Raw genomic sequence first — 19,596 nt, 5'->3', positions numbered from 1 at the left:
GACACTGGGCAAGCGACAGCCCGAAGGCCCGCCGCCCGCACCCGCGGTGCAGCGCATCCGACTGCGTTACACCAAGCGCGGCCGCCTCCGGTTCACCAGCCACCGTGACTTCCAGCGCGCCTTCGAGCGTGCGTTGCGCCGTGCCGAGGTGCCGATGGCCTACTCGGCCGGCTTCACACCGCACCCGAAGGTGTCGTACGCCAATGCCGCACCCACCGGCACGGGCAGTGAGGCGGAGTACCTGGAGATCGCGCTCACCGCGCCGCGCGACCCGGAGCAGCTCCGGGCCCTCCTCGACGAGTCGATGCCCGCCGGGCTCGACATCACCGAGGCGGTCGAGGCCCGTACCTCGGGACTCGCCGACCGGCTGACGGCTTCCGTCTGGGAGCTCCGGCTGGACGGTGTGCCGCCGGAGGAGGCCCGCCGAGCGGCTGACGCCTTCAACGCGGCCGAGACCGTCGAGGTCCAGCGCCTCGCCAAGAACGGTGTCCGTACGTTCGACGCCCGCTCCGCCGTGGCGAGCCTGGAGGTCCGCGGCCTCGGGGAAACGCACAGTTCGCAGGCTGATAGGCCGACCGACCAGCCCTGTGCGATACTGCGGCTGGTTGTTCGGCACGTGACGCCTGCCGTACGACCCGACGACGTCCTGTCCGGTCTTCGCGCCGTGGCCGACCTGGCGCCGCCGGTCGCCGCTGCGGTGACCAGGCTGGCGCAGGGGCTGTTCGATGAAGAGACCGGCACGGTGACCGACCCGCTCGCGCCCGACCGCGAGGCAGTCGAGGCCCCCTCAACGGCCGAACCGACTGCCGCCGCGACGGCGCCGGCGTAAGGAAGGTCCCGCGTAGGGACGGACGTCGTAGCGCCGCCCTTGGACTCGGGAGCCACCTGGGTCGGGCAGCGCACCGACCAGAAGACTTTCGCCAGGCCGTACGCATTCGGCGTACGGAACCGGCGAGACAGGACACAGAGAGCTCCCGTGCGGCGCCCGCGCCCCGGACGGCGGCGAACGCGCACAGCGCGCGCCGCGGACGTCACCGGCATCGCCGGACCAGGCGCGGCGCCCGGGAGCCTGACGGGAGATAAGCCCGCATGCTCGAACCGACCGAACCCACAGAGGGTTCCGAACAGAACACTCCCAGCGACACCCTGCCGCCCCGCCGGCGGCGCCGTGCCGCGTCCCGCCCGGCGGGTCCGCCCACCGGTGCCTCCTCCGACGCGCCGGTGGAGACCGTCGCGCCGGCCGTACCGGCCGCCGATGCCGAGGAGCTCGCGGCCGACGCCGTAGCGGCCGACGAGGCCGAGGGTGCCGTGGCCGGCAAGGCTGCCGAGGCCGTGGAGAGCGACGAGGACGCCGCGCCCGCCGGGCGCAAGCGGCGTCGCGCCGTGCGCCGTGCTGCCGCGCCCGTCGGCGCTCCGGAGGCCGCTGAGGCCGCCGAGGCCGTCGTCACGGTGACCGCCGGTTCTCCCGCCGTCTCCGAGTCGGCCGAGGCCGCCGCACCCGCCGCACCCGCCGCGTCCGCGGAATCGACCGAGGCCGCCGCACCCGCCGCGTCCGCGGAATCGACCGAGGACGCCGCTCCCAAGCGCACCAGGCGCCGTGCCACGCGCACGGTGACCTCGCCCGCCGCCGCTCCGGCGGAGGCGGCCGACACGGTCGCGGCACCGGCCGAGGCCGACGGCGCGGAGCCGGCGGTCGTGGCCGACGGCGCCGCCGAAGGTGCCGAGGCCGCTGAAGAGGCTGCTCCGCGTCGGACTCGCCGGCGTGCCTCGCGGCGGGCGTCCGCGCCTGCCGGGGCGCCTTCCGCCGCGGACGCGGTGGAGGGGAACGCCGAGGAGGCGAAGGCACCTGTGACCGAGAACCCTGCCGCCGAGCCCGCCCGCGCGGCCGAGGCCCCCGCCGAAACCACGGAAGCCACCGCCGCCGAGCCGGCCGAGGACGCCGGTCCGCGTCGCCGCCGCCGGGTCGTGCGCAGGGCGGCGGGCGGCTTCGCCGAGCCTGCCCAGCCCGCCAAGGGCACGAGGGCCTCGAAGTCCTCCGCTCGTGCGGCCGCGGGCGCGGCCGGCAGCGAGGGCGAGTCGCCGTCGCGTCCGGCGCGGCCCGCCGTCGCGCTGTTCCAGGCGCCCGTCTTCACCGAGCCCCAGTTCCAGACGCCGGAACGGGCCGCTGCCGCTGCCGCCGCCGAGTCGGCCGGGGCCGTGGAGCCCAAGGAGGCCGAGGAGCCCACGCCGGCCGAGGCCCAGCGCGAGGAGCAGAGCGGCGGGTCGCGTCGCCGGCGCCGCCGCCGGGGAGCGGGTGAGGAGCCCGAGGCCCAGGCCCCCGAGACCGACGCCGCCGCCGACACCGCAGCCGACGAGGCGGAGGAGGCCGACGAGTCCGCCGAGGACCAGGCCGACGGCGACGACCAGGAGGAGTCCGACGGCAGCGGCTCGCGCCGCCGCCGTCGCCGGGGCGGCCGTCGCCGCCGGCGTGGCGAGTCCGCCGACTCCGACGGCGAGGGCGGTGAGGCCTCGGACGCCGAGTCCGAGCGGACCGCGGCGCAGGACGCCGAGGACACCGCCGAGGAGGACGACGAGGACTCCGAGGACGCCGCCGACCGCGACGAGTCCGGTGGAGGCGGCTCCAGCAGCAGCCGTCGCCGTCGTCGCCGCCGTCGTCGTGCCGGTGACTCCGGGACCGAGGCCGAGTCCTCCGACGACGACCCGGAGCGCACGGTCGTCAAGGTCCGCGAGCCCCGCCCCAAGACGGAGCCGTCCGACGAGGTGCAGTCCATCAAGGGCTCGACCCGTCTGGAGGCCAAGAAGCAGCGCCGCCGCGAAGGCCGCGAGCAGGGCCGCCGGCGGGTCCCGATCATCACCGAGGCCGAGTTCCTGGCCCGCCGCGAGGCCGTCGAGCGCGTGATGGTCGTCCGCCAGCACGGCGACCGTACGCAGATCGGCGTCCTCGAGGACAACGTGCTCGTCGAGCACTACGTCAACAAGGAGCAGTCGACCTCGTACGTCGGCAACGTCTACCTCGGCAAGGTGCAGAACGTGCTGCCGTCGATGGAGGCCGCCTTCATCGACATCGGCAAGGGCCGCAACGCCGTCCTGTACGCCGGTGAGGTCAACTTCGAGGCGCTGGGCATGGCCAACGGGCCGCGGCGCATCGAGTCCGCCCTGAAGTCCGGCCAGTCCGTGCTGGTCCAGGTGACGAAGGACCCGATCGGTCACAAGGGCGCCCGCCTGACCAGCCAGGTCTCCCTGCCGGGCCGCTACCTCGTGTACGTGCCCGAGGGCTCCATGACCGGCATCAGCCGCAAGCTGCCCGACACCGAGCGGGCCCGGCTGAAGACCATCCTCAAGAAGATCGTCCCCGAGGACGCGGGCGTCATCGTGCGCACCGCGGCCGAGGGCGCGAGCGAGGACGAGCTGCGCCGGGACGTCGAGCGGCTGCAGCAGCAGTGGGAGGACATCCAGAAGAAGGCCAAGAGCGGTGGCAGCTCGAATGCGCCGTCGCTGCTGTACGGCGAGCCGGACATGACCGTCCGGGTCGTGCGCGACATCTTCAACGAGGACTTCTCCAAGGTCGTCGTCAGCGGCGACGAGGCGTGGTCGACGATCCACGGGTACGTCTCGCACGTCGCGCCGGACCTCGCCGAGCGGCTGTCGAAGTGGACCTCCGAGGTCGACGTCTTCGCCACGTACCGGATCGACGAGCAGCTCGCCAAGGCCCTCGACCGCAAGGTGTGGCTGCCCAGCGGCGGTTCGCTGGTGATCGACCGGACCGAGGCGATGGTCGTCGTCGACGTCAACACCGGCAAGTTCACCGGTCAGGGCGGCAACCTCGAGGAGACCGTCACCAGGAACAACCTGGAGGCGGCCGAGGAGATCGTGCGTCAGCTGCGGCTGCGCGACCTCGGCGGCATCATCGTCATCGACTTCATCGACATGGTGCTGGAGTCCAACCGGGACCTGGTGCTGCGGCGCCTGCTGGAGTGCCTGGGCCGGGACCGTACGAAGCACCAGGTCGCGGAGGTGACCTCGCTGGGGCTTGTGCAGATGACCCGCAAGCGGGTCGGGCAGGGCCTGCTGGAGTCCTTCTCCGAGACCTGTGTCCACTGCAACGGGCGCGGTGTCATCGTGCACATGGAGCAGCCGGCGGCCCCCGGTGGCGGCGGCAAGCGCAAGAAGCGCGCGCGGGCCGGTGCCGCCGAGCAGCCGCACGTCCACGAGGCCGCCGTCGAGACCGCCGAGCAGGAGGCGGAGACCGAGGCGGAGGTCGGAGCCGAGGCCGCCGAGCCGATCGCGCTGCCCGAGCCGGCCTTCGAGCCCGACGAGGAGCTGTACAGCAGCGCCGCCGAGGCGGAGGCCGCGGCCGGCCGTGGCCGGTCGCGGCGCCGGGCGAGCCGGAGGGCGTCGGCCCCGGCGGGCTCTCCGCGGGCGGAGACGGCGGAGCCGAAGGCCGAGCAGGGCACGACCCGGCGCGGCAGGGGCAGGGCCGGGCAGGCCGAGGCCGAGGTGCCGACGGCGCAGGACGTGACCGCCGAGCAGGAGGTCGCCCGTCCGGTGCAGCCGGAGCCGGCCGCCGAGGCGCAGGCCGAGCCGATGGCCATGGAGGACCCGGTGGTCGAGGCCGCGCCGTCCGCTCCCGCCGAGGAGGCCGCGCCCAAGGGCCGTACCCGTCGCCGGGCCACCCGCAAGGTGTCCGCCCCGGCCGGTTCTCCGGCGGGGGCCGAGGCGAACGTGGTGACGGTCGCCGAGACCGCACCCGCGGTGTCCGAGGCCGCGGAGGCGCCCGAGCAGGCCGGACAGCCCGAGGCCGTCGTCGAGCCGGCCGAGGCGCCCGCCGGGAGCGCCGCCCCGGCCCGTCCGCGGCGCCGTGCCGTGCGCAAGCCCACGGTGTCCACGGCGTCCGAGGAGACGGCCGTCGTGGTCGTCCCGTCGGCCGGGTCCGAGGAGGCCGCGTCCGAGGGGACCCCGGCAGCGCCCGCGTCCGGCGGCGCCGCCGCGGAGGAGGCCCCCGAGGAGTCGGCCCCCGCCAAGAAGGCGGCCCGCAAGACGGCCAAGAAGGCCACGGCGAAGAAGGCCGCCACCACCAAGAAGACGGCGGCCAAGAAGACAGCCGCCAAGAAGACGACGGCCAAGAAGGCGGCGAAGACCACCAAGACCGCCGCCAAGAAGACCGCGTCGAAGAAGACCGTGGCGGCAGAGCAGACTCGGTCATCCGTCTCTGCCGCTGCCGACGAGGTCTGACGCCTCTTCCGGACGCGGAACGTGATCCGCCCCCGGCGTGACCGGGGGCGGATCACGTTTTTGCGTGGTGGTGGCGTGCCGTTGGATCCTTACCTGCCCGCCCGGTCTTCGTTCACCGCGTGTATCGCTTGCGATCGACTCAGTGCCGAGCCGACATCCCTGTAGTAACGAGCAGGTCCTCGACTTCGACACCCGGGACGACTGCCCCGGCCGAACGGCGTCTGGGACCTGGGCACGGCGGAGGCCTCGGAGCTCGCCAAGCTCGCCGAGACCACGCACCGCGGCGTCCGGACCTGCGCCAGGTCCCAAACGCTGCTTTCGGCACCGATCTCGGCGGTCTCGTCGACCTGGGTGCTGGGCTGGCTCACTTTGCCGCCTTCCGCTGTCTCCGCTTCGCCTCGCGAGCATAAGGAGACGTCTTCCGCCGTGAGGCCGGGATGCGTGTGCGCGGAGGGTGACGCCTGCGCCATCTGTGACTCATGTCATGCGGGGTATGGGTGATTCGGGGATTGCGTGTGCACTTCAAGTGACGAAAAGATCCAAGGGACTTTTAAACTCTCTTTATCTACGGGGAAGTTGTGCGAAGAGTGGGGGAAGCAGGGCGGCGTAGCGTCGTCGCCGTTCTGGCCGGGGCACTGCTGGCCTGGGGGGTCGGAACCGGCGGCACGCCGGCCGCGGCCGCCGTAGCATGCCCCTCGGGGACGGAATCGGACTTCAACGGGGACGGCCTGCGGGACACGGCGATCGCCGACCCGGAGGCAACGGTGGACGGCGCCGCGAAGGCGGGCGTGGTACACGTCGTCTACGGCGGCGGCAAGGGCACTGTCACCCTCTCGCAGGGCACGGGCGGCATACCGGGCGCGCCCGAGGCAGGGGACCGGTTCGGCCACTCGCTGGCCGTCTACGATGCCGACCTCGACGGGTGCAGCGACCTGGTGATCGGCTCGCCGTACGAGGACCTCGACACCACGCCCGACGCCGGACTCGTACAGGTGATCTACGGCGCCACGGCCGGTCTCGGCGCGGGCAGCAGGGCCGTGAAGCAGTTCTTGCAGGGCAGCGACAAGCCGCTGGGCGGCGGCCCGGAAGCCGAGGACTGGGTCGGCTACGCGGTCGAGGCCGGAAAGACCTCGGGCGGCAAACCGTTCCTGCTGATCGGCAGCCCCGGTGAGTCGGTCGGCACTGTCGAGGACGCCGGCGCCTTCTACTACGTGAGCGGCACCGCACAGTCGGTCGTCTTCGTCAGCCAGGACGCCGACGCCGCCGGTGCCGTGGCCGGCGTGGCGGAGCGGGACGACCGCTTCGGCTCCGCGCTCGCCGCGACCCCGACCCACTTCGCGGTCGGCACGCCGGGCGAGGCGCTCGACACCACGACCTTCGCGGGCGGTGTGGCCTACTTCAACCACACGCTCACCTCCGGTTATCCCAAGCCGCTGGGCGGACTGGGCCAGGACCAGGACGAAATCAGAGGCGCCGAGGAAGTCGGCGACCAGTTCGGCACCGCGCTCGCCATGGTCCCCTACCGTGCCTCCGGGGCCACCTCCACCACCGAGTCGCTGCTCCTGGTCGGCGTCCCCGGCGAGGACCTGTCGACGACCGTCGACGCGGGCGCCGTCCAGGTCTTCAAGCTCGCGGCGAACGGCACGTTCACGGACACTGCCTGGATCGACCAGAACACCGCGGACGTGCATGAGCAGGCGGAGGCCGGCGACTTCTTCGGCCAGCGGCTCGCCGCCGTCAACACCTCCCCGAACACCGCCTCCACGGGTGCGACCACCAAGGCCGCGATCGGCGTGCCCGGCGAGGAGTGGTCCGAGGACAACCCCGACAAGGGCGGCGTCCAGATCGTCCCGCTGGTCGGGGCCCCCGGCGCCTTGGACCAGTGGATCGACCCCGGCTACGGCATCCCGTCCGCGGCCGCGCCGCGCATGCTCGCAGGCATCTCTCTGAGCGCCACGCCCTCGCTGCTGTACGTGGGCGTTCCCTACGGCCCGGCAGAAGGACGGGCGGTTTACGGCTTCCCATGGAACGTGACCTCCGGTGGCGCGCCCACCGAGACGTTCAGGCCCGGTGAGGGCGGAATCCCGGCGACCGGCGTCGCCTTCGGCACCACCGTCCGCTGACGGGGCGTCAACTACCACGCGGGGCAGTCGGCAGGACCGGGCGTTCCGGCCTACTGCGAACCCGAGACACACCTGAACCGACTGGGGGAGTGGACGCGTGTCCGCAGACAGACACAGACCGATACGGCGGGGCATCGGGCTGCGCGCCGCCGTCGCGGCGGCCGTTGCCGGCGCGGTGGTGGCCGGCGGCCTGGCAGTCCTGCCGGGCAGTGGTGACGCAGCGGCGCGGGACCAGACGCCGGCCGCCGCCGACCAGCCCATGCGGACCGAGCAGCAGGCCATGGCCGCCGCCCAGGAGAGCGGCACCAAGACAGAGGTCGTCGGACTGCGCACCGAGCGCAGGGAGATCTTCGCCGAGCCCGACGGCACCTTCACTGCCCGCGAATACACCGAGCCGGTCCGTACGGTCCGGGACGGCAAGTGGGTCGCCATCGACGAGACACTGGTGAAGCGGCCCGACGGCAACTGGGGACCGAAGGCCGCCACCGTGGACCTGAGCTTCTCGTCCGGGCAGGCGGGCAAGCCGTTCGTCACCATGCGGCGGGCCGGGCGTGAGTTCGCGCTGGCGTGGCCGTACGGGAAGCTGCCCGCGCCGCAGGTCGACGGCGACACCGCCACCTACGCCGACGCCCTGCCCGGCGTCGACCTCACGGTCCGGGCCGAGGTCGACGGGTTCGGCCATCTGCTCGTCGTCAAAACCCCCGAGGCGGCCGCCGATCCCAGGCTGGCCAGGGTGGACCTGGACATGACGACCGACGGCCTGAGGATGAAGGAGGCCGCCTCCGGGGCGATCCTCGCCGAGGACGCCGCGGTGGGCGGCACCGTCTTCGAGGCCGGCAAGCCCACCATGTGGGACTCGGCCGCCGTCGAGGAGACCGCCGCCAAGAGCCAGGGCCCCAAGGCCGTCACGCAGGCGTTGAAGGCGGCGGCCGCGGATGCGCCCGCCACCGCAGGCCCTGAGGCCCAGCAGACACCCGACGCCGCCCTGGAAGGCCCGGGCGGCGGCGGGCGCACGGCACCGCTGGACGTCGAGGTGACCGAGGACAAGCTGAGCCTCATCCCCGACCAGAAGCTTCTCAAGGGCGAGGACACCGTCTTCCCTGTCGTCATCGACCCGATCCAGCGCACCACCTCGCGTACCGCCTGGACCGGCGTCATGTCGGGGATCCCCGGCGAGCAGGACTGGAAGTACTCCGGCAGCGCGGGCGTCGGCAAGTGCCCCACCGACTACAACCCGGTCTCCTGCAACGGCGTCGGCGTCCGCCGCGTGCTGTTCACGATGCCGCTGTCCTTCTACAGGGGAAAGCAGATCCTCGGCGCGACCTTCTCCGCCCGGGTGGCGCACATCTACAGCGCCACGCCGACCGCAGAGCCCATCCGGCTCTACCGCATCGGCGGCAAGAACTACAAGATCACCTCCGCCAGCGACTGGTCCAGCACCAAGGACGACTGGGACGACCACCTCCAGACCGTCGACAAGGCCATCTCCCCGACCTCCTGCTCCAGCCAGGCCAACCTGCACTTCGAGGGCGGCGAGCTGACCAGCGAGATCAAGACGGCCGCAGCCGACAGCTGGAGCTCGATGTCGCTGGGGCTGCGGGCGGCCGACGAGTCCCGCTTCGCGGGGTGGAAGCGGATCTGCGGCAACGCCTATCTGTCGATCAAGTACAACAACCTGCCGCGGCAGATCAAGACGTCCGCCATGTTCACCGACCCCGGTGGCCTGTGCACCTGGGGCTCGGGCCGCGAGTACACCGACGTTCCGCCGAAGCTGCAGGCCATCGCGAGCGACCCGGACCACGGCAACGGCCGGACCGACAAGGTGAAGGTCCAGTTCAAGGTGGAGTGGGAGGGCAGCGACCCGGGCTCGTACACGTACACCACCCCGAACTGGCTCTCCCCGACGAGCAAAACGAGGTTCACCCACACCGTCAGGTCGTCGATCCCGGAGAACACCCCCATCTACTGGAGCGTGCGGGCCTACGACGGTGACGGCTGGGGCCCGTGGAGCTGGGAGGGCGACCCGCAGCGCTGCGAGTTCGTCTACGACGAGAGCTGGCCCGGCAAACCGAACGTGCTGTCCAAGCAGTACCCGTCCGACACCGTCCCCCACGACGGTGTGGGCACCTACGGCACCTTCACCTTCGCTCCCAACCCGAACGACTCCATCCCGGACACCGACGTCGTCAAGTACCGGTACGCCTTCGACAGCGACGCCTCTCCGGCGACCACCGCCACCCCGTCCAAGGCGGGCGGCTCCGTCTCCGTGGAGTGGGCGCCGGCCCGCCCCGGACGGCACTGGGTCGACGTGATCGCGGTGGACAAGGCCGGGCACGGAAGCGCCAAGGCCCACTACGAGTTCCTGGTGACCGAGGGCAAACCGGTCGTCGGCCAGTGGAACCTCGCCGACCCGGCGGGCAGCGCGGCAGCCCACGACGAGAGCGGCCAGTACTCGGCGACGGCGGGCAGCGCCGTCACGTTCGGCGTGGAGGGCCCGGGCGGGAAGGCCGACGCCGCGGCCCGCTTCGACGGCAGCGCGGAGGCCCATCTCGACGCGAGCGAGACCGTGCTCGACACCGCCAGGAACTTCAGCGTGAGCGCCTGGGTGCGGCCCACCGCGCTGGACCGCGACATGGTCGTCGTCAGCCAGGACGGCACCGGCGAGCCCGGCTTCACCCTCGGCTATGACGCGTCCGCCAGGACGTGGAAGTTCGCCGTCCCGGTCAACGACGTGGACTCGCTCGGTGAGTGGAAGGCCGTCTCCACCGGAGTGTCCGTGGTCAAGGACCAGTGGGTGCTGCTGACCGGCGTGTACGACGCGCAGAAGAGCGGAGGCCCACAGCTCCAGCTCTACATCAACAAGGACCTGAAGGGATCCGCCTCGCGCCGGTCCACCTGGAAGTCGTACGGACCGTTGCAGATCGGCCGGGCCACGGCCAAGAGCGGCTACCGCGACCACTTCACGGGTGACCTCGCCGAGGTCCGCGTCTTCGACCGCGTCCTGCCGGCGGAACAGGTCGCCGAGCTGATGACCGTCAAGCCGGACCGCAGGGGCTACTGGCAGCTCGACGACGCCGCCGGTGGTTCCTCAGCCGAGACCGGCGGCGGGCAGGCGCTGACCCTGGCGGGCAACGCCGCCGTCTACCGTCCGGCCGATCCGCTGTTCGACATCGCCGCCCTGGTCGGTGACGGCCACCTGGTCCTGGACGGCGACGGGGACTACGCCTCCACCGCCACCGCGCCCGTCCTCGGCAACAGCAGCTTCACCGTGACGGCCCGGGCACAGCTCACCTCGCTGGACCCGGAGAAGTCCCAGACGGTGCTGTCCCTGCCGGGCGCGAACGCCAACCGTGTCCAGGTCCGCTACCAGGCGGCCACCGGCCAGTGGGAGTTGGCGGTCGCCGAGACCGACAGGGCCACCGCCGAGGTCGTCACCTTCACCAACGAAGAGGAACTGCCCGATACAGGCGGCTCCGGCCAGCACCTGGCGGTCGTCTACGACGCCTTCGCCAACTCGATCCGGCTGTACGTCGAGGGCCAGCTCGTCGCCGGCGCCCACGGCACGGACGACACCCTGTGGTCCGCCACCGGCGGTCTGCAGATCGGCCGTTCACTGCGCGGGGCGAGCGAGTACTTCGCCGGGGCGATCGACGAGGTGCGGGTCTATGGCGGGGCGGCTGATCCGGTCGCAGTACAGAAGATGTCCGGGCTGACGGCTGAACCAGATATGTGACGAGCAGTCACGTCCGGGTGTGCCGCGTCTGACTAGGCCCGGCACACCCGCCCTTTCCATCTCATGACATTCTCCTTCGACCAGGGAGTTTTTGCCCATGCTCTTCCGTGGCCGCTCACTGAGCAGCCGCATGCCCAGACAGACGGTCGTCGCGACGGTGATCGGGCTTTCGCTCGCACTGTCCGCCTCGTCGGTCCAGGCAGTGGCGCTCGACGACGGCGACCGGGGCCGCACCAGCCGGCCCGGCGTCCAGGACGACGGCGACCCCGCCAAGGGGTCCGACGCGAAAGCGAAGCCCCGCCCCTCCGACCCGGCCCGTAAGGCCGCCGTCGAGGGGCTGGACAAGGCGGTGTGGCCCGGACAGGGCGGCACCGAGGTGAAGACAGGCACCACCGCCGAGGCGGGTGGCCTGCCCGTCAAGGTCCTCAAGCCCCAGACCGGGGCTGCTGCCGGCAGCAAGACCAAGACCGGTGCCAAGACCAGCGCCGGCGCCAACGCCACCGACAAGCAGCAGGCCCCCGATTCGCAGGCCGCCGAGACACCGGGCAAGGTACGCGTCGAAGTCCTCGACCCCAAGCGGGCCGCGCGGCTCGGTGCCGGCGTTCTGCTCGGCGTCGAGCGGGCCGACGGCGGCGAGAAGGCGGCCAAGGTCCGCCTTTCCGTCGACTACTCGGAGTTCGCCGAGGGGTACGGCGGCTCCTACGCCTCCCGCCTGCGCCTGGTTCAGCTCCCGTCCTGCGCCACCGTCGCCACCCCCGGCAGCAAGGACTGCCCGCAGCAGCCCAGGGAACTGCCCACGGTCAACGATGTGGAGTCCGGCACCCTCGCCGCGGACGTGACCGCCGCCCCGGCCCCCGCCGAGGGCGTCTCCACCATGGCGACCGACGCGACCTCGCTGGTCGCGGTGGCGGCGGGTCCGTCGAGTGCCCAGGGCACGTACAAGGCGACGGCCCTCTCCCCCTCGGCCAGTTGGAGCGTCGCCACCTCCTCCGGCGCTTTCACCTGGAACTACCCGCTGCGCACCGTGCCCACCCCGGGCGGACTCGTCCCCACCGTGGGCCTCGGCTACTCCTCGCAGTCGGCGGACGGCCGTACCTCGGTCACCAACAACCAGGGATCCTGGCTCGGCGAGGGCTTCTCCTACGACCCCGGCTACATCGAGCGCCGCTACAAGCCCTGTGCCGACGATGGCCACAGCAACTCCGGTGAGCAGTGCTGGGCGTACGACAACGCCACGATCATGCTCAACGGCAACGCCGGCGAACTGGTCAAGGACGACACCACCGGCAAGTGGCACATGTCCGGCGACGACGGCACCAAGGTCGAGCGGCTGACCGGCGCCACCAACGGCGACAACAACGGCGAGCACTGGCGCATCACCACCCCGGAGGGCACCGAGTACCACTTCGGGCGCAACCGCCTGCCCGGCTGGGCCACCGGTGACGAGGAGACCGACTCCGTCTGGACGGCTCCCGTCTTCGGCGACGACTCCGGTGAGCCCTGCCACAACGCCACCTTCAGCAGCGCCCACTGCAAGCAGGCCTGGCGGTGGAGCCTCGACTACGTCAAGGACACCCACGGCAACGTGATGTCCTACTACTACGAGCGCGAGACCAACCACTACGCGCTGAACGGGAAGACGGACGTCAACGGCACGGCCTACCACCGCGGCGGCCACCTCAAGCGCATCGACTACGGTCAGCGGGACGGCGAGGTCTACGCCGCGAAGGCCCCGGCCCGGGTGGTCTTCAACACCGCCGAACGCTGCCTGCCCACGGCCGGCTTCGACTGCGCGGCGAGCAAACGCACCAAGGCCAACGCCTCCCACTGGCCGGACGTCCCGGTCGACCAGGAGTGCAAGGCCGGCACCAAGTGCACCTCGCCCGTGCAGACCTACTTCACCACCAAGCGGCTGACGTCGGCCGTCACGCAGATGCGCGAGGACGCCACGAACTACACGGACGTGGACGCCTGGGAGTTCACGCACCTGTTCACCGACAACGGCGACGACTCCAAGACCCTGTGGCTGTCGAAGATCACCCACGAGGGCCGGGCCGGCACCGACGCGAAGCTGCCCACCGTCGACCTCTTCGGCGAGCAGCTCGCCAACCGCGTCGACGCCATCGGCGACAACATCGCGCCCTTCCACCGCTACCGGCTCTCGATGGTCCTCAGCGAGACCGGAGCCCAGCTCGACGTCGACTACGCGCCCACCGACTGCACCAAGGCGACGCTGCCCAAGCCGGGCGAGTCGACCAAGCGCTGCTACCCGGTGAAGTGGGCCCCGCCGGGCTCCGTCGACCCGATCACCGACTGGTTCCACAAGTACGTCGTCGCGGCGGTCGTCGAGACCGACCGCACCGGCGGCAGCGACGAGATGGTCACCCGCTACGACTATCGGGGCGACGCGGCCTGGCGCAAGGCGAAGCCGGACGGCATCACCGACGCCAAGTACCTCACCTGGGGCGGCTGGCAGGGCTACGGCAAGGTCACCGTCACCAGCGGCACCGCCGACGAGCAGACCACCCGGGTCGACCACACGTTCATGCAGGGCATGGACGGCGACAAGAACTCCTCCGGCGGCACCCGGTCGGTGACGGTGAAGGACTCCACCGGCGCCTCGTACACCGACGCCGAGGAGTTCACCGGCCACGAGCTGGAGACGGCCGCCTACGACGGCGGCAAGCTGATCTCCAAGACGATCAACACCCCGTGGAAGCACTACACGGCCACCCGGACCGAGAACTGGGGCACCACCCACGCGGTCATCGTCCGTACCCGGACCGGCCGCGGCTTCAACCTCCAGTCCGACGGCACCTGGCGCGAGACGAAGTCCACGACCACGTACGACACCTCCAACGGCACCGGCCGCGTCCTGAACGTCGACGACCAGGGCGACGTCTCCACCCCCAAGGACGACTCCTGCACCCGCACCACGTACGCGGACAACACGGCGAAGAACATCCTCACGCTGCCCGCACGCAGCGAGGCGGTCTCTGTCCGCTGCTCGGCGACACCGGATCGCGCCACACAGGTCCTGGCGGACGAACGCACCTCCTACGACGGCGGCGCGTTCGGCGCGGCACCCACGAAGGGTGACGCGACCAAGACCGAGCGTCTGGTCTCGCACACCGGCACCACACCGACGTACCAGGTCACCGGCACCACGACCTACGACTCCTACGGCCGCCCGCTCACCCAGAAGGACGCCGAACAGAACGAGACGAAGACCGCCTACACCGAGACCAACGGCCTGCTGACCAAGACGGTCGTCACCAACGCCCTCGGCCACACCACGACCACCGACTACGCCCCCGCCTGGGGCATGTCGAAGGGCCAGACCGACCCCAACGGCAAGCGCACCGACCTCGCCTACGACGCCCTCGGCCGACTCACTTCGGTGTGGCTGGCGGACCGCAGGACGTCGCAGACGCCGAGCATCAAGTACACGTACAACGTCCGCAAGGACAAGGTCACCTCGATCAGGACGCAGAAGGTCGAGAACGACGGCTCCTACGGCTCCGAGTACCAGCTCTACGACAGCCTGCTCCGCCCCCGCCAGATCCAGACCGAGGGCCCGGACGGCACCCGCATGGTCGCCGACACGTTCTACGGCGGCACCGGCAACATCAAGAAGACCAACTCCACGTACAACGCGGCGGGCGACGCCTCCGGCGAACTGCTGCTGGTGCGCAACGGCGAGGTCGGCGCGCAGAGCCTGCTGGAGTACGACGGCCTGGGCCGGGCCACCGCGGAGATCTTCGCGGTCGGCGGCGCCGAGCAGTGGCGCACCACCACGAGGTACGACGGCGAGCTGACCCACGTCGACCCGCCGACCGGCGGTGTCCCCACCACGACGGTCACCGACGGCCAGGGCAACACCTCCGAGATCCGGCACTACCGGGGCTCCTCACCGGGCGCCGACGTGCCGTACGACGCGACGAAGTACACCTACACGCCCGCGGGCAAGCTGGAGACGGTCACCGACGCCAAGGGCAACGTGTGGCGGTACGAGTACGACCAGCTGGGCCGAAAGACCAAGTCGGTCGACCCCGACGCGGGCACGTCCCGCACGGAGTACGACGCACTGGACCGGCCGGTCGCCGCGTACGACGGCCGCGACAAGAAGACCTCCACGGTCTACGACGAGCTCGGCCGCGTCGTGACGACCTGGCAGGGCGACGCCGGCACCGGCACCAAGCTGACCGAGACCAGGTACGACAGGCCCGGCTGGCTGGGCCAGGCCTACGGCTTCCTGAGCTACGTCTCGTCGACGGAGTACTTCGCCTCGGCCGTCCAGTCGATGGACGAGTTCTACCGTCCGCTGAAGACGGCGTACCAGGTGCCCGCCTCCCAGGGCGACCTCGCCGACACGTACGTCTTCAGCACGACCTACAACCGGGACGGAACGGTACGGACCACTGGTCTGCCCGCTATGGGTGACTTGTCGGCGGAGAACGTGACGTACACGTACGACGCCCTGCAGCGCCCGAAGACGATGACGGGCAGCACCTCGTACGTCACCAACACCGTCTACTCCAAGAACAGCCGTCTCCAGCAGCTGGAGCTGTACGGGGGCAGCGGCAAGAAGGTCTGGCAGACCTTCGACTACGAGACCGGCACCGACCGGCTCACCCGCTCGGTGGTCGACGTTCAGGACGCGACGGCCCCGGCGAAGGAGTCGAACTACTCCTACGACCAGGCCGGCAACGTCCTGTCCATCGCGGACACGGCGGACTCCGCCTCGCCGGACGTGCAGTGCTTCGCCTACGACAGCCGGCAGCGGCTGGCGGACGCCTGGACTCCGGGGGCGTCGGCGGCGAACGCGGCGGGCTCCGGCACCAGGGGCTCCGTGGCGCCGCTGGACGGGGGCGGCCCGCAGGCTTGCGCCTCGTCCCCCGGGGCGAGTGCGCTGGGCGGCCCGGCTCCTTACTGGAAGTCGTACGAGACCGACGCCATCGGCAACCGGGTCTCGGAGACCGTCCACGACACCGGCCGTGACGCGGCGAAGAACATCACCCGCAGCTTCGATTACGGCGGCGCGGGGGCTCTGGGCGACGGACCGCACCAGGTCACCAAGGTGGTGGAGAAGACCCCGACGGGGGACCGTCAGTCGACGTACGAGTACGACGAGGCGGGCAACACCACCAAGCGCACCATCGGCGGCGACGCGCAGTCGCTGGCCTGGACCGACACCGGGAAGGTGCGTGAGGTCACCGAGGCGAACGGCTCGAAGACCAGCTACCTGTACGACGGCTCCGGCAACCGTGTCCTGCGCAAGGATCCCTCCGGCACGACCGTCTACCTGCCCGGCACCGAGCTGAGGCTCTCGGCCGACGGCACCAGGACCGAGGCCACCCGCTACTACGAGTACGCCGGCCAGACGGTGGCGGTCCGTACCGGCGGCAAGCTGTCCTTCGTCGCGTCCGACCATCACGGTACGGGCGAGCTGGCGATCGACGCGGCGACCGGCGCGATCTCGCAACGCCGCTTCGACCCCTACGGCGTGCAGCGCGGCGAGAAGACCGGCACCTGGCCGGGGGAGAAGGGCTATGTAGGCGGCACGATCGACGCCTCGACCGGCCTGACCCATCTGGGCGCCCGGGAGTACGACCCGCAGCTGGGCAAGTTCATATCGGTCGACCCGATCATCGACTACACCCAGCCGCAGCAGATCAACGGCTATGCCTACGCCAACAACAGCCCGGTCACGCACGCGGATCCCAGCGGTCTGATCATCCCGGAGTGTCACCTCGGCCTGATCGAGTGCCGTGGCGGCAAGCCGTACTTCCCCAAGACCGAGGTCGAGACGGCCCAGTCGGACTACGACACGGCCGCCCGGAATGTGACGGTGGCCAAGAGCCAGCAGTCGACGGCCAAGAAGCGCATCAAGTCGGCGGGCAAGGCCCTGGTCAAGATCGCCCGGGACATCCTCGGCGTGGACGCGGCGCTGGACTGCATCTCCAGCGGCGATGTCGGCGCGTGCGGTGAGACCCTGCTGAACATCGCGGGCAGCTTCGCGGGCGGCCTGGCGGGCAAGATCCTCGCCAAGTACGGGGCACCGTGGAACTGGGCCAAGGGCGCCAGGCTCGCCAAGCGGGTGACCGGCCTGGTCGGGGACCTGATCGGCGGCGCGAAGGACCTGTACCAGGCGAACAAGGCGCTGGGCAAGGCCAGATCCGGGCTGTCCAAGGCCGCCGACAAGCTGAAGGACGCCAGGGAGAAAGCGGCGGCGGCCCGCAAGAAGAGCAAGAACTCCGAACCCGAGTGCCACAGCTTCCTCCCCGGCACGAAGGTCCTGCTGGCCGACGGCACCACCAAGCCCATCGAGAAGGTCAAGCTCGGGGACAAGGTCGTCACGACCGACCCCGAGACCGGCAAGACGACGGTCCGCGAGGTGGCGGGCACCATCGTCACCGAGGACGACAAGCACTTCTCCGACCTCACGGTGAAGACGGCCTCGGGCAAGACGCAGGCCCTGGTCGCCACGACGACCCACCCCTTCTGGGTGGAGTCCGAACAGGCGTGGATCAAGGCCGGCGACCTGAAGCCGGGCATGAAGCTGCGCACCCCGTCCGGCGAAACGGTCGAGGTCACGGCCAACAGCCACTACGAAAAGCGTCAGCGCACGCATGACCTGACGGTCCAGGACATCCATGCGTACTATGTGCTGGCGGGGGCTACGCCGGTTCTCGTGCACAACTGCAACACATCGCTGGCGGAGTACGCAGAAAGTCTGCGCCCGGGGTTCAACAAGGTCGACGGTCCGTTCTTTGCGGCGAAATACACCTCTCCGTCAGGGCGAACCTATTTCGGTCATTCAGGGCATGATCTGACTCCAACTCCTGGTGGGGAAGTGGACTCCCTTGTTCGGCGGTTCACGCCGGAAGGTGGCCGTTACCATGCGGGATGCGCAGAGACGATGTGCCTCATTCAGGCTGAGGCCGCCGAGGGTGCCGGTGGGCTCAGAGGAGGGACGTTTGAAGTGGTGAAGGTGAGAGGATTGAATTCTCCGCCGGGTGGCGCCCACGGCACCCCCGCCAGCCCGTGTTCACTGGTCTGCCAACCTAGGCTGGATCACCAGGGAATCAGCTACTGAGGGAAATGACGTGAGTAGGCAGCACCTCCGAGTGAATCGCTTCGGTTTCGCCGAATATGAAGACATAATTGAGATTTCCAAAAATGTGGATATCTCCGAACTGAAGGGTGCCCTCAAATCAATCGTGGAGTTCGCCCTCTCAGAGGATTCCGATCTTCTCGATTCCCTATCGGACGGCGCCCAGTCGGACTTCATGGTTCCTTTGGGAATGTCCGCGAGAATGCTGTCAAGCGGAGATTACTCGGAGATGGAGTTGCTCTCTGCCGCCTGCACCGTGAGGTACTGTGCCGAGCCGCACTTGTCAGAGTTCCCTGACGAGCTCGCGCAGATGCTCTCTCGGCTGCCTCGGTAGCGACAGCAAATCAAAAGCGTCATCAGGTATGCCTTGGCGGGGCCTTAGGTTCTGTCCGGCGGATCACTGCCGAAGCCAGAGCCGGATCGCTGCGGCGGTGACGGTGCCGTGGAAGACGTAGGCCCGCTTGTCGTAACGAGTAGCGACCGCGCGGGAGTTCTTCAGCCGGTTGATGGTCCGCTCGACTTCGTTGCGGCGCCGGTAGCGGTCGCGGTCGAAGCCGGAGGGCCTGCCGCCTTCTCTGCCTTTGCGTCGCCGGTTGGCCCGTTGGTCCCTCGGTTCCGGGATCGTGTGCCGGATGTGGCGTCTTCGAAGGTAGCGGCGGTTTCGGCGGGAGCTGTATGCCTTATCGCCGCTGACGTGGTCGGGCCGGGTTCGGGGCCGTCCGCCCAGCGGCCTGGGGACCCGGATCCGGTCCAGGACCTCGACCATCTGCGGGGCGTCGCCCCACTGACCAGGCGTGATCAGAAGGGCCGTGGGGCGGCAGCCGCCTTCGCCCGCGAGGTGGATCTTGCAGGTCAGGCCGCCCCGGGACCGTCCGAGTCCCTCGTCGGGGCGGTGGTGCCGAGGCGTCGTCCTTTTTTCGGGACCCGCGGCTTGGCTTTGCGGGCGCCGGCCGCGTGCTGATGGGCCCGGCAGGACGTCGAGTCGACGCCGACCATCGACCAGTCGATCCGGCCCGTGAGGTCGGCGTCGGCCTGGACCGACTGCAGGATCCGGTCCCAGGTGCCGTCCGCCGACCAGCGGCGATGCCGCTCATAGACGGTCTTCCACGGCCCGTAGCGTTCCGGCAGGTCACGTCACGGGACACCGGTCCGGATCCGGAACAGGATCCCGTTGATCACGGTGCGGTGGTCGTTCCACCGGCCGCCCCGGCCACCCGGCGGAGGCAGATGCGGCTCCAGCAGCGACCACTCGTGATTCGTCCGATCCCCCCGACTCATAACCCAACCAACGAGCGACCGGTGGGAAAGTCACATGATCCGCCGGACAGAACCTAGGTGTATTGACCTGAAGCGTTGTTCACACGGCTGATCGGTGGGTGGCCGCCGAGTGC

Annotated in this window: 6 protein-coding genes and 3 pseudogenes; 7 read left to right on the top strand and 2 right to left on the bottom strand. The window is 70.6% G+C overall.

Annotated elements, in window-relative coordinates:
* Positions 1-46 precede the first annotated feature (46 nt).
* The 3 genes and pseudogenes from ACFU3E_RS34015 to ACFU3E_RS34005 form a co-directional block, all read left to right on the top strand.
* On the top strand, positions 47-829 hold the full coding sequence (locus ACFU3E_RS34015; RefSeq protein WP_384167211.1) for a TIGR03936 family radical SAM-associated protein: 783 nt from the start codon (positions 47-49) through the stop codon (positions 827-829).
* 260 nt (positions 830-1,089) lie between these two features.
* Positions 1,090-5,232 carry an Rne/Rng family ribonuclease gene (locus ACFU3E_RS34010; RefSeq protein ID WP_384167207.1) on the top strand — a complete coding sequence of 1,381 codons (4,143 nt, stop codon included), beginning with the start codon at positions 1,090-1,092 and terminating at the stop codon, positions 5,230-5,232.
* A 166-nt stretch (positions 5,233-5,398) separates the two neighbouring features.
* A pseudogene (locus ACFU3E_RS34005) lies at positions 5,399-5,520 on the top strand (nucleotide sugar dehydrogenase); the annotation flags it as partial.
* Here the strand turns inward: ACFU3E_RS34005 and ACFU3E_RS34000 are convergent.
* Positions 5,520-5,600, bottom strand: a pseudogene (locus ACFU3E_RS34000) (N-acetyltransferase); the annotation flags it as partial. The pseudogenes ACFU3E_RS34005 and ACFU3E_RS34000 overlap by 1 nt on opposite strands.
* Before the next feature lie 219 nt (positions 5,601-5,819).
* Between ACFU3E_RS34000 and ACFU3E_RS33995 the strand changes: the two are divergent.
* The 4 genes from ACFU3E_RS33995 to ACFU3E_RS33980 all read left to right on the top strand — a co-directional run bounded on the left by ACFU3E_RS33995 (position 5,820) and on the right by ACFU3E_RS33980 (position 18,539).
* A complete protein-coding gene (locus ACFU3E_RS33995; protein ID WP_384167204.1) occupies positions 5,820-7,355 on the top strand; it encodes a VCBS repeat-containing protein in 1,536 nt (511 codons plus the stop codon).
* Between the two features lie 97 nt (positions 7,356-7,452).
* A complete protein-coding gene (locus ACFU3E_RS33990) occupies positions 7,453-11,088 on the top strand; it encodes a LamG domain-containing protein (protein WP_384167201.1) in 3,636 nt (1,211 codons plus the stop codon).
* A 130-nt stretch (positions 11,089-11,218) separates the two neighbouring features.
* On the top strand, positions 11,219-18,187 hold the full coding sequence (locus tag ACFU3E_RS33985; RefSeq protein WP_384167198.1) for a polymorphic toxin-type HINT domain-containing protein: 6,969 nt from the start codon (positions 11,219-11,221) through the stop codon (positions 18,185-18,187).
* 10 nt (positions 18,188-18,197) lie between these two features.
* Positions 18,198-18,539, top strand: coding sequence for a hypothetical protein (locus ACFU3E_RS33980; RefSeq protein ID WP_384167195.1), 342 nt, complete (start codon positions 18,198-18,200; stop codon positions 18,537-18,539).
* A gap of 63 nt (positions 18,540-18,602) precedes the next feature.
* Here the strand turns inward: ACFU3E_RS33980 and ACFU3E_RS33975 are convergent.
* A pseudogene (locus ACFU3E_RS33975) lies at positions 18,603-19,483 on the bottom strand (IS5 family transposase).
* Between the last annotated feature and the right edge of the window lie 113 nt (positions 19,484-19,596).

The organism is Streptomyces sp. NPDC057424 (assembly GCF_042803315.1).
Taxonomy (GTDB): Bacteria; Actinomycetota; Actinomycetes; order Streptomycetales; family Streptomycetaceae; genus Streptomyces.
The sequence above is the reverse complement of the archived record's forward strand: the minus strand, read 5'-3'. Positions and strand labels throughout refer to the sequence as shown.